At 69.9% G+C, this 11,539-nt stretch carries 11 protein-coding genes; 9 read left to right on the forward strand and 2 right to left on the reverse strand.

The genetic code is table 11. The features are described 5' to 3' along the window. Positions 1-103: 103 nt before the first annotated feature. Positions 104-1,567 (forward strand): CCA tRNA nucleotidyltransferase, encoded by a 1,464-nt coding sequence (locus tag ACYVKL_RS21035; RefSeq protein ID WP_379165416.1) that lies wholly within the window; start codon positions 104-106, stop codon positions 1,565-1,567. Positions 1,568-1,577: 10 nt separating this feature from the next. Here ACYVKL_RS21035 and ACYVKL_RS21040 read toward each other — a convergent pair whose 3' ends face one another. Continuing rightward, on the reverse strand, positions 1,578-2,405 hold the full coding sequence (locus tag ACYVKL_RS21040; RefSeq protein WP_213558646.1) for a hypothetical protein: 828 nt from the start codon (positions 2,403-2,405) through the stop codon (positions 1,578-1,580). Positions 2,406-2,545: 140 nt separating this feature from the next. Between ACYVKL_RS21040 and ACYVKL_RS21045 the strand changes: the two genes are divergently transcribed. From ACYVKL_RS21045 to ACYVKL_RS21080, 8 genes are all read left to right on the forward strand, one after another. Further along, a complete protein-coding gene (locus ACYVKL_RS21045; RefSeq protein ID WP_379165417.1) occupies positions 2,546-2,959 on the forward strand; it encodes a TOBE domain-containing protein in 414 nt (137 codons plus the stop codon). A gap of 20 nt (positions 2,960-2,979) precedes the next feature. Next, positions 2,980-3,723, forward strand: coding sequence for a molybdate ABC transporter substrate-binding protein (gene modA / locus ACYVKL_RS21050; protein WP_379165807.1), 744 nt, complete (start codon positions 2,980-2,982; stop codon positions 3,721-3,723). Continuing rightward, entirely contained in the window at positions 3,720-4,532 is an 813-nt protein-coding gene (locus ACYVKL_RS21055; RefSeq protein ID WP_379165418.1) for an ABC transporter permease, read from the forward strand. The genes modA and ACYVKL_RS21055 overlap by 4 nt, the downstream gene beginning before the upstream one ends. A 10-nt stretch (positions 4,533-4,542) precedes the next feature. After that, a complete protein-coding gene (locus tag ACYVKL_RS21060; RefSeq protein WP_379165419.1) occupies positions 4,543-6,162 on the forward strand; it encodes a DUF885 domain-containing protein in 1,620 nt (539 codons plus the stop codon). Further along, positions 6,159-7,283, forward strand: a complete 1,125-nt coding sequence (locus tag ACYVKL_RS21065; RefSeq protein WP_379165420.1) for a sulfate/molybdate ABC transporter ATP-binding protein — start codon at positions 6,159-6,161, stop codon at positions 7,281-7,283. Before ACYVKL_RS21060 ends, ACYVKL_RS21065 begins: the two co-directional genes overlap by 4 nt. Before the next feature lie 168 nt (positions 7,284-7,451). Then, a complete protein-coding gene (locus ACYVKL_RS21070; RefSeq protein ID WP_379165421.1) occupies positions 7,452-8,204 on the forward strand; it encodes a LamB/YcsF family protein in 753 nt (250 codons plus the stop codon). Positions 8,205-8,220: 16 nt separating this feature from the next. Then, on the forward strand, positions 8,221-8,946 hold the full coding sequence (locus tag ACYVKL_RS21075; protein WP_379165422.1) for a 5-oxoprolinase subunit B family protein: 726 nt from the start codon (positions 8,221-8,223) through the stop codon (positions 8,944-8,946). Next, a complete protein-coding gene (locus tag ACYVKL_RS21080) occupies positions 8,943-9,806 on the forward strand; it encodes a 5-oxoprolinase subunit C family protein (RefSeq protein WP_379165423.1) in 864 nt (287 codons plus the stop codon). Before ACYVKL_RS21075 ends, ACYVKL_RS21080 begins: the two co-directional genes overlap by 4 nt. A 22-nt stretch (positions 9,807-9,828) precedes the next feature. Here the strand turns inward: ACYVKL_RS21080 and ACYVKL_RS21085 are convergent, their stop codons facing one another. Further along, positions 9,829-11,478: a DUF4185 domain-containing protein gene (locus ACYVKL_RS21085; protein WP_379165424.1), complete on the reverse strand. Its 1,650-nt coding sequence runs from the start codon at positions 11,476-11,478 to the stop codon at positions 9,829-9,831. Positions 11,479-11,539 lie beyond the last annotated feature (61 nt).

Here is an 11,539-nt window from a genome sequence, read left to right on the forward strand (position 1 = left end):
TAGCAGGTAGACACCGGTCACGGCGCGGCACGCCGGGTGGGGGCGCCGGGCGGGCGGGACACTATTCGGGGATTGGGTCGTCGTGCGACTAAGCTGCGTCTTCGTGGTTTCGCCGAAGTCCGAGGAAGCAGCTGTCGAGGATCGTCGTACTCGTTTGCTGGCGGCGGCGGCGATAACTCTGGGCCGGCTCTCGGATGTGCTGACGCCGCTGGGCGAGTTGTTCGCCGCGCACGGCCATCACCTGTATCTGGTCGGCGGCAGTGTCCGCGACGCGGTGCTGGGCCGGTTGGGTACGGATCTGGATTTCACCACCGACGCCCGCCCCGAGGTGGTGCAGGACTTGATGCGCGGCTGGGCCGATCACCTGTGGGACACCGGCGGTCTGGCCTTCGGGACGGTCAGCGCGGCCAAGGACGGGCAGCAGCTGGAGATCACCACTTTCCGCAGCGACGCCTACGATCGGGTCTCCCGCAATCCGGAGGTCACCTTCGGCGACACCCTCGAGGGTGATCTGGTGCGCCGCGATTTCACCGTGAATGCCATGGCGGTGCGGATCGGCGCGCTGGGCGAGCTGGAGTTCGTGGATCCGCTGGGCGGTGTCGAGGCGCTGCTGGCCGGTGTCCTGGATACGCCTGCGCTGCCGCAGGATTCGTTCGCCGATGATCCGCTGCGCATGCTGCGCGGCGCGCGTTTCGTCGCGCAGCTGGGTTTCGAGCTGGCGCCGCGGGTGCGGGCGGCGATCGTGGAGATGGCTCCGGAGATCGATCGCATCACCGCGGAGCGGGTGCGCACCGAGCTGGACAAGCTGATCGGCGGCGAGTACCCGACCGACGGCATCGACATCATGGTGGACACCGGTTTGGCCGAGCGGGTGCTGCCCGAGGTGCCGGCCATGCAGCTGGAGATCGACGAGCACCACCAGCACAAGGACGTCTACCAGCATTCGCTGACCGTGCTGCGGCAGGCGATCGACCAGGAGGACGGCGATCCGGACCTGGTGTTGCGCTGGGCCGCCCTGCTGCACGACATCGGTAAGCCGCCGACCAAGCGCAATGAGCCCGGTGGCGGTGTCAGCTTCCATCACCACGAGGTGGTGGGCGCGAAGATGGTGCGAAAGCGCATGCGCGCCTTGAAGTATCCGAAGCAGTTCACCGAGGATGTGGCGCGGCTGGTGTATCTGCACCTGCGTTTCCACGGCTACGGCAAGGGGCAGTGGACCGATTCAGCGGTGCGCCGCTACGTGACCGACGGCGGCGAGCTGCTCCCCCGCCTGCACAAGCTGGTCCGCGCCGACTGCACCACCCGCAACAAGCGGCGGGCGGCCGCGCTGCGTTCGACCTACGACGGGTTGGAAACCCGTATCGAGGCCTTGGCCGAGCAGGAGGATCTGGCGCGGGTGCGCCCGGATCTGGACGGCAACGCGATCATGGAGTTGCTGGATCTGAAGCCGGGCCCGGATGTCGGTAAGGCGTGGCGGTTCCTGAAGGAATTGCGCCTGGATCGCGGCCCGATGTCGCGGGACGAGGCCGAGGCGGCGCTGCTCGAATGGTGGCCGACCCAGAAGTAAAGGCGTTCGGTCAGAAGATGATCAGTGTCGTTCCCGCGACGATGGCCGATCTGATCTGAGCGAGATCGAACGATCCCGTGATTCCCGGTAGGTCGACGCTGAAGAACACGTGCCCGTCGACGTGTTCGGCGCGGCTGATCCGCGCCTGACTGGGCAGGCCGGTCAGCGGAATCGGGTTGAGCGTGGTGAATCGCTTGGGGGCCCGTACTTTTCGCCAGTGCGCGCGGTGCACGGTGATGGACAGGACGTTGTCGACGACGTCCGCGGTGGCCAGCGCCCGGATCTTGCGGCGCCGGTGCTTGGCGAGGATCAGTCCGTCGGCGGCGGGTTCGAGTTCCCAGTCGGGCTGCCAGCCGTTGATCCATTCCAGCAGTGCGGCAAGGGTTATCACGCCGCTGAGGTCGAGTTGTGAGGTGCGGACCTTGGTGGGGACGCCGGGGACGAGTCGCAGTCCGTGGGCGATGACGGTCAGTTCTTCGATCGGATGCCGGTTCCAGAGCAGTCCGGTGAGCACGGTCTTGGCCTGGAAGTGTGCGCCGCGCCGGCGCACCTTGAGCGTGTGCAGGGTGGCTCGGAGGTCGCTGCCGAGCAGGGTGGCGCTGACTTCCTGTCCGCCGAATTGGCTGAGGATGCCTTCGGACAGCAGGGTCATGAGGACGTCGGGCATCAGCGCGGTGACGGTTCCGGACCCGAAGTCGGCGGCTGGTTCGAGCCAGGCGCTGGTGAAGCTCGTCCACTGCTCCACCCAGACCTGGTCGAACAAGCGTCTTCCGAGGTCCATGCCCAGGTCGACCGCGCGCAGGGGTGACCAGGCCTTCGGATCGAAATACGTGGCCATGATTCGTTCGAGCGTACTGGCCGCGGGTGGCCGCGCCACCGTCGTGGAAGTGAACAGGAACACTCCGGAAGCTCTTGTCATCCGTACTTGCGGATGTTTCGCATTGATATCTCCGCGTGCGCGGTTATATCCTGCCTGTCATGCCCGAAATACGGATTCGTGACGCCGCGCAGCTGCTCGGCGTCAGCGACGACACGGTCCGCCGCTGGATCGACGGCGGCGTGTTGTCCGGCCGTAAGGACGAGTCCGGTCGCCTGGTGGTGGATGGCGGGGAGCTCGCGGCCTTGGCCGTGGAGCAGGCCCGCACGCCGCAGACGCGAATGGGCAGCGCCAGTTCGGCGCGCAATCGATTTCCGGGACTGGTCACCAGAGTGGTGACCGATACCGTGATGGCACAGGTGGAGATGCAATGCGGACCGTTCACAGTGGTGTCGTTGATGAGCAGCGAGTCGGTGCGCGAGCTGGGGCTGGTGCCCGGGAGCGTGGCGTGGGCGAGCGTGAAGGCCACCACGGTGGTGGTCGAGACGGCGGCCGAAACCGCCGGCGGAGCCTAGCTTTCCGCGCGGGCGCGGCCCTGTCGGCCACCGCGGTCCTCGGCGCGGGCCTGCTCGCGGGGTGCGGTTCCTCGTCGACCAGCAGTGACACCAAGACCATCGCGGTGTTCGCGGCGGCCTCGCTGAAGCAGGTGTTCACCCAGTTGGGCACCCAGTACGAGAGTGCGCACCCGAACACGAAGGTGACGTTCTCGTTCGCGGGTTCCTCGGATCTGGTGGCGCAGTTGAATCAGGGTGCGCCCGCCGACGTTTTCGCGTCCGCCGATCTGAACAACATGGACAAGGCGGTGAAGGGCGGCCGGATCACCGACAAGCCGCAGAATTTCGCCACCAATGTCCTGACCATCGTGACGCCGCCGGGCAATCCGGCGCACATCAATTCGCTGGCGGACCTGTCGCACGCCGGTCTGCGGCTGGTGGTGTGCGCGCCGCAGGTGCCGTGCGGTTCGGCCACCAAGAAGGTGACGTCCGACGCCGGGGTGGCGATTTCGCCGGTGAGCGAGGAGAACTCGGTGACCGACGTGCTTTCGAAGGTGACCACGGGCCAGGCGGACGCCGGCCTGGTCTATGTCACCGACGCGGCCGGCGCGGGTAACAAGGTCACCACCGTGACCTTCCCGGAATCGGCCAAGGCCGTGAACACCTACCCGATCGCCACGGTGGCGGACTCCAAGAATGCCGACGCCGCGAAGGACTTCGTCACCCTGGTCACCGGACCGGACGGCCGGAAGGTGCTGCAGCAGGCAGGTTTCGGGCAGCCGTGATCAGACCCCCGGTCTGGCTCTACCTGCCGGCGGTCATCGGCTTCGTGCTGGTGGCCGGCCCGCTGGTAGCCCTGACCGGGGCGGTGGACTGGTCGCATTTCTTCGGCCTGATCACCTCGGAGTCCTCGCGGGTGGCGCTGGAGCTGAGCCTGCGCACGTCGCTGGCCGCCGCCGTGTTGTGTGTCCTGCTGGGCGTGCCCATGGCGGCGGTGCTGGCCCGGGTGCGCTGGCGGCTGCTGCCGGTGTTGCGCGCACTGGTGTTGCTGCCCTTGGTATTACCGCCGGTGGTGGGCGGTCTCGCGTTGCTGTATCTGTTCGGGCGGCACGGTCTGGTGGGCCGGGAGCTGGAGTCGTTCGGCATCCGTATCGCCTTCAGTACGACCGCGGTGGTGCTGGCGCAGACTTTCGTCGCGCTGCCGTTCCTGGTGATCACGCTGGAGGGTGCGATGCGCACGGCGGGTGACCGTTACGAGCGGATCGCGGCGACCCTGGGCGCGCGGCCGTCGATCGTGTGGTGGCGGGTGACGCTGCCGCTGCTGCGGCCGGCGCTGTTGTCGGGTGTCATCCTGGCCTTCGCGCGGGCGCTGGGCGAGTTCGGCGCGACCCTCACTTTCGCGGGCAGTCTGCAGGGCCGGACCCGCACGCTGCCGTTGGAGATCTACCTGCAGCGTGAGTCCGATCCGGATGCCGCCGTGGCGCTTTCCCTGCTGCTGGTGCTGGTGGCCGCGGTGATCGTGCTGGTCGCGTACCGGCGGCCGGGCCTCGCCGTCGATCGTGTGCGCACGCCCGCCCGGTCCTCCGGAAGCTAGCGTGACTGCCATGTCGCCGATCTTCACTGCTCGGGCCGAGCGCATCGTGGACGCGCTGCTGACCGCCGATCCGAATCTGGCCGCCGAGGTCGGTGATCATCGCGCCGACCACCGGCTGCCCGATCTGTCGGCGGGCGCGGTGTCCGCGCAGGTCGCCATGCTGCGCGAGGCCTCGCACGCGCTGGCCGAGGTGGATGCCGACGATCTGGCCCCGGAGGACGGCGTCGATCTGGCCTTGCTGCAGCAGCAGGTGGACGCGCTGCTCTTCGGCCTGACCGAGATCCGTGAGCACGAGTGGAATCCGCTGGTGCACAACCCCGGTCCGTTGCTGCACCACCTCCTGGCCCGTCCGTTCGCGCCCGCCGGGGTCCGGCTGGAGGCGTTGCGCGCGCGGCTCACCGCTTTGCCGGACGCGCTGGCCACGGCCCGCGCTGTGCTCGGTGACATGCCTCGGGTCCACGTCGAGACCGCGATCGGCCAGTTCGAGGGTGTGGCCGCACTGGTGCGCGATCAGCTGCCGGTGCTGGCCGCCGAAGCGCCCGGGATCGCCATCGAACCCGCTGCCGCCGAGGCGATGTCGGCCTTGACGGAGTTCGCGGGTTGGCTGACCGGACGGCTAGACGGCGCGGACCGCGACCCGCGGCTGGGCCGTCGCCTGTGGGAGGCCAAGCTCTGGCACACCTTGGACACCGAGCTGGGCTCGCGGGAAATCCTGGACCGCGCCCACCGTCATCTCGACCGGTTGACCGATGAAATCCGTTCGGCGGCGGGCGAACTGCTCGGTGTCGCGAATCCCGGGGACGACACCGTCCGCCGCGCACTGGACCGGTTGGCGGCCGATCACCCGTCGAACGGCACGGTGGTCGCCGTGGCCGGTGCCGCATTGGCCGAGGCCACCGCCTTCGTCCGCGCGCACGGGCTGGTTTCGCTGGTCGAGGATCCGCTGGTGATCCAGGAGATGCCGGAGTTCGCGCGCGGGGTGGCCGTGGCCTATTGCGATTCGGCCGGTCCGCTGGAAATCGCGGAGCTTCCCACGGTTTTCGCGATCGCCCCGACCCCGGCGGACTGGTCGCCCGAGCGGGCGGCCTCGTTCTACCGCGAATACAACGACCACATGATGCGCAATCTGACCGTGCACGAGGCCATGCCCGGTCACTATCTCCAGTTGGCGCGGGCTCGCCGTTTCCGGGGTTCGACCCCGGTACGCGCGTTGTGTTCGAGCGGGACGTTCATCGAGGGCTGGGCCGTGTACACCGAGAAGCTCATGGCCGACACCGGTTTCGGCGGACTGCCGGTCCGCTTGCAACAGTTGAAGTCGCATCTGCGGATGACCATCAATGCGATTCTGGACCAGTCCGTTCACTGTGACGCCATGACCGAGTCGGAGGCCATGCGCCTGATGCTGGACCGCGGCTTCCAGGAGGAGGGTGAGGCGGCCGGCAAGTGGCGTCGCACCCTGCTCACGTCCACCCAGCTGTCCACCTATTTCGTCGGCTACACCGAGGTCGCGGCGCTGGCTGCCGCGTGCCCGGCCGCCACTCCCCTGCGGGACTGGCACGACGCGCTGCTCGCGCACGGCTCCCCCGCGCCTCGCCATCTGGACACGCTGTTGGGAGCGTCGGGCTGGTGAGCGGGCTGGAGGTGTCCGCGCGCCTGGCGGACCGGGATTTCCAGGTGGACGTGGAGATTCCGGTGGGTGAGGTGCTCGCGGTCCTCGGCCCGAATGGTGCGGGCAAGTCGTCGCTGCTGGATGTGGTTGCGGGCCTGACTGTTCCGGATGTCGGGTTTGTCCGGCTCGATGACCGGGTACTGACCGATGTCGCGAAAGATGTTGCGGTGCCCCCGCATCAGCGTGGTGTCTCGCTGCTAGCGCAGGACGCCTTGCTGTTTCCGCATCTGTCGGTCGAAGCGAATGTCGCTTTCGGGCCGCGGAGCCGGGGTATGCGCGGGAAGGCCGCGGTTCAGCTGGCGCGGGAGTGGTTGCGCGCGGTGGATGCCGAGGACCTGGCGAACCGGTCGCCGGGATCCTTGTCCGGCGGTCAGGCGCAACGGGTGGCGCTGGCCCGGGCACTGGCCGTGCACCCGCGGGTGCTGTTGCTGGACGAGCCGATGGCCGCGATGGACGTGACCGCGGCCCCGGCCATGCGGGCGTTGCTGCGCCGAGTTCTGCGCGCGCACCCCGGCGAAGACTCCGCGGAACTACGGGAAGCGCGTCCGGCGGTGACGATTCTGGTCACCCACGACATCATCGACGCGGTGACCCTGGCGGACCGGGTGGTCGTGATCGAGTCCGGCCGGGTCATCGAATCCGGTTCGGTGACCGAGGTACTCGCGCGCCCGCGCAGCCGGTTCGCGGCGCGGATCGCCGGCGTGAATCTGATCCTGGGTAGCGCGGTGAGTGGCGGCAGCGCCGGTCTGGGCGCCGTCGTGGAGGGCACGACCGAGGTCTTCGGCCGCGCCGAGGACGCCTGGACGCCGGGCGGTCATGCCGCGGCGGTGTTCTCCCCGGCCGCGGTGGCGGTGCACCTGGAGCATCCGGAGGGCAGTCCCCGCAATGTGTTCCGGGTGCGGGTGGCCGAGTTGGAGGATCGCGGCGGGATCGTGCGGGTGCGCGCGGTGGACGGTCCGGGGGCGGCGGCCGGCCTGGCGGCGGATCTGACTCCGGCCGCGGTGGCCCGGCTCGCGGTAGCGCCCGGCATGGAGGTGTATTTCGCCGTGAAGGCAACGGAAGTGGACGTCTACGCCTATTGACGAAGGCCTGGTCCGTGGATCGATGTCCGTAGCCCGGCGGAAGTGGCCGCGCGGAGCTGTGATCCATGACACAGTTTCTGTCGTGAGATTCTTGTCGCCGGATGCGGGCGCGCCCACAATCGGATCACGACGAGAGCGGGCGGATCACGACGACAGTGGAGGACGCGGATGACCCTGGACCTGAACAGCGACCTCGGTGAGGGTTTCGGCGATTACGTCATGGGTGACGACGCCGCCATGCTGGATGTGGTCACCAGCGCGAACATCGCGTGCGGCTTCCATGCCGGGGACCCGGCCATCATGCGGCGGACCTGCGCGCTGGCCGTCGAGAAGGGCGTCCGGATCGGCGCGCACGTGGGTCACCGCGATCTGCCGGGTTTCGGTCGCCGCGCCATCGCCATCGCCCCGGCGGAGCTGCGGGACGAGACGCTGTATCAGATCGGCGCGCTGGCGGCCTTCGCCCAGGCGGCCGGGGATCGGGTGCGGTACGTGAAACCCCATGGCGCGCTGTATCACCAAGCCGCCGCCGACCGCGCGCTGGCCGATGCGATCGTCGCGGCCCTGCGGGACTTCGATCCCGATCTGGCGCTGCTGGGTCCGGCCGCCACCGAGCTGGAGCACGCCGCCCGCGCCGCTGGAACCCGGTTCTTCGGTGAGGGTTTCGCCGACCGCGCCTACACGCCCGAGGGCCTGCTCGCGCCGCGTGCGCTGCCCGGCGCGGTGCTGGGCGCGGATGCCGCGGTGGCGCAGGCGTTGTCGATCGCGCGGGACGGGAAGGCCGCCGCCGTGGACGGCGGCACGGTGGCGGTGTCCGCCGCCAGCGTCTGCGTGCACGGCGACACCCCGGCGGCCGTCGAGATGGCCCGCCGAATCCGCGCGGCGCTCACCGAATCCGGTCTCCCCGTCCGAGCTTTCACCTGATCGGGGCTGGCGTGTCATGACCGAACCCGGGCAGATCGACGCCGCCGGCGAGGTGCGGGCGGCGGGAGACCGCGCGCTGCTGGTGATTCCGCGGTTGCCCGCCACGGTCGCCGGACTGATATCCGCGCTGCACCCGAGGCCACCGGGCGTGGTGGATGTGCTGCCCGCCGCCGAAACCGTACTGGTGACCCTGGATTCACCGCGGTCGCTGGAGTCGGTGCGAAAGCGGCTGCTGGCGTTGCTGACCCGGCTGGAGGCGGCGGCGCGGGTCGGCGCCGGTGCTGGTCACTTGCCGGACCGCCCGCCCGCCGATAGCGGCGCGACCGGATCGGCAGGCGAGAATTCCGAGCCCGCACCGGTGCTGATCCCGGTCCGCTACGACGGCGAGGACCTCCCCGAGGTCGCGCGCCTGCTCGGCCTGTCCGAGGCCGAGGTCGTGGCCCAGCACACCGGCACCGTATGGCGTTGCGCCTTCGTGGGTTTCGCACCCGGCTTCGGCTACCTGGAATCCCCCGATGCCCGGTTGACCGTGCCCCGGCGCACGCAGGCGCGGACCGCGATTCCGGCGGGCGCGGTGGCGCTCGCGGGCGGCTATTCGGCCGTCTACCCCCGCCGCAGTCCGGGGGGCTGGCAGGTGATCGGTACCACCGATGCATCGATGTGGGATGTGGATCGGGATCCGCCCGCCCTGGTGCGCGCGGGGACGCCGGTCCGGTTCGTGGACGCGGGGAGGCAGTCGTGAGCGCATTGCGGGTCGATCGGGTGGGGCCGCTGGCCACCATTCAGGATCTGGGCCGTCCGGGGTGGTTCGATTCCGGGGTGGGCGCGGCCGGCGCCGCCGACCGGGCCTCGCTGCGGCTGGCGAATCGGCTGGTCGGGAACGCGGAGGGCGCGGCGGGCATCGAGGTGCTGCTGGGCGGGCTGGAACTGCTCGCGCAACGGCATGTCACGGTGGCGGTGACCGGCGCGTCCGCCCCCGTCACCGTCGACGACCGTCCGATGGGCACGGCCAGTGTGCTGGAAATCGAGGAGGGGCAACGGCTTCGGCTCGGTTTCGCCGCCTCGGGTCTGCGCAGCTACGTGGCGGTGCGCGGCGGGATCGAGGTGTCGCCGGTGCTGGGGTCGCGCAGCCGCGACACGCTCTCCGGCATCGGCCCGGAGCCGTTGCGCGCCGGTGACGTGCTGCCGGTGGGCCCGCCGCCGCGCGCGCTGCCGATCGTGGATGTCGCGCCGGTGCCGGCGCTGGGCAATGACCTGCTCACGGTGCGGGCGGTGCCGGGCCCGCGGGCGGACTGGTTCACCGACGCCGCGGCGTTGTTCGCGGGCGAGTGGACGGTGTCCCCGGATACCGACCGGATCGGCGCGCGCCTGGACCGCCGCCGCGGACCCGCGCTGCAGCGCTGCGTCGCGAGCGAGTTGCCCACGGAGGGTATGGCTTTGGGTTCGGTGCAGGTTCCGCCCAGCGGCCGGCCGGTGGTCTTCCTCGCGGATCACCCGATCACCGGCGGCTATCCGGTGATCGCGGTGGTGGTGGATGCCGACGTGGACACCGTGGCGCAGGCCCGGCCGGGTCAGGCGCTGCGCTTCCGCCGCATCGAGTGACGCGCCACCGGATTCGATTGCGCTACTTCAGCGTCGCGCGCATGAGGTACACGTTGTAGCTGTTCCACGCCGACATGGTGAAGTAGATGTCCTTTCCGGTCGACCACGGATGGATGAATCCGCCGTAGGCGCTGGGATATTCGGCGAGGTCGAGCAGTGGCACCGGATCGGTCCAGGCGCCCTGCGGTTCGGTGGCGGTGCGCAGCACCAGCGCGTGCCGGTCGAGATCCAGGTACAGCATCTGCCACTGTTTCGTCGACGCGTCGTAGCGCACCGACACCTCGCCCGCGGTGCCGGAAACCACCGGTGTGGCGAGTAATTCGTCGGGCCCGATGGCGGGCACCCAGTGGCCGGCGATCCAGTACTGGTACGCCGACTTGTTGAGCACCTGGTCGGTGGCCACCCGGGCCAGCCCGATGGTGCCGAACCGGCCGTTGGGCGTGCCGAACATGTAGGCGTACCCGTCGTGCGGGGCCATCGCCATGACCTGGAAGCGCCCGAGTCCGAAAACGTTGTCCCAGCGCGCCCATTCGGATTTGGTCCAGGTGCTGCCGCCGTCGTCGGACCAGGCCAGGCCGCCCAGATTGGTCCACCACATGCCGGGCTTGTGGCGGCTCCACCGGGCCACCGACATGTAGGTCAGGTATTGCCGCCCGTGCAGGGCGAAGCCGGAGGTGGGGATGGTGGTGATCTCGAAGTTGTCGACCTTGCGGCTGGCCAGGATCTCGGCCGCGTGGCAGCGGCTGTTCTGCGCGAAGGTGTCCAGTGTCAGGCCTTTGGACAGGTCGCGTTCGCTGCTGAAGGCGATGGTGTTGCTGCGCCAGTCCTGGTCCCCGTTGCCCGCGCCGACCGGTTCCCATCCCTTGCCGAAGGTGTCGCCGAAGACGACGGCGATCCGTCCGGGTCGGGTCTCCCACATGAGGCCGAGGTCGGTGCCGTCCACCGACCAGCGCATGTCGGTGCGGTTGGTGGAGCCGTGTCCGGTGACCTGGTTGACCAGGGTCAGTGAATCGAGCGCTACCGGGGCGACGGGCGCGGCGACGGGTGCGGGCGCCAGGGGCTGCACGGCGGGTGCGGGTTGCTGTTGCGGTGGGGGTGCTTCGCCGCCGGGGACCGGGATCGGGATGGTCTCGGGGAAGTGGTCGATCTGGATCTGCGGCAGCGCGATTCCGCCCGATCCGCTGTCGGCGCGGGGCGGCGGTGCGGGTTCCGGGGCCGGTTCGGTGGCGCCCGGATCGGCGGTGGCGTCCTCGGTGTCGCCCGACGCGGTGTCCGGATCGGTCTCGGGCGGGAGGTTTTCGGGTCGGGGACTGCCGTCGGTGCGAATGTCGGGGCACGGGTTCCGGCACGGGTCCTCGGGGAGCGGTGCGGGATCGATGCGGGTGTTGTCCTGTCGCGGCCCGGGGACCTCGACCGGTGTGAACTGCGGGAACGGGATCTGGATGTGGATGGTGTTGTCGCCGGCCGGTGCCGGCGGCGGGGGCGGGGCGTCCGGATTCGGTTCGCGCGCCAGGGGATCGAATCCCGTTTCGCCGCAGGCGTTCAGCGGCGGCGGCGTCCAGGGGGCGAGGGCGCCGGCGGTGGCGGGCGCGGCGGGCAGCAGCATGACTCCGGCCATCGCGAGGCTGGAGAGTGCCAGTGCCGCAGGTGCTTCGGAGCGCCGCGCAGTCATTGAATCCACGGTATCGGGCCCGGCCGCTTCCAGGCAGAGCTGTCGCGTGTCGCCGGGCCGG

Source organism: Nocardia tengchongensis (genome assembly GCF_054781395.1).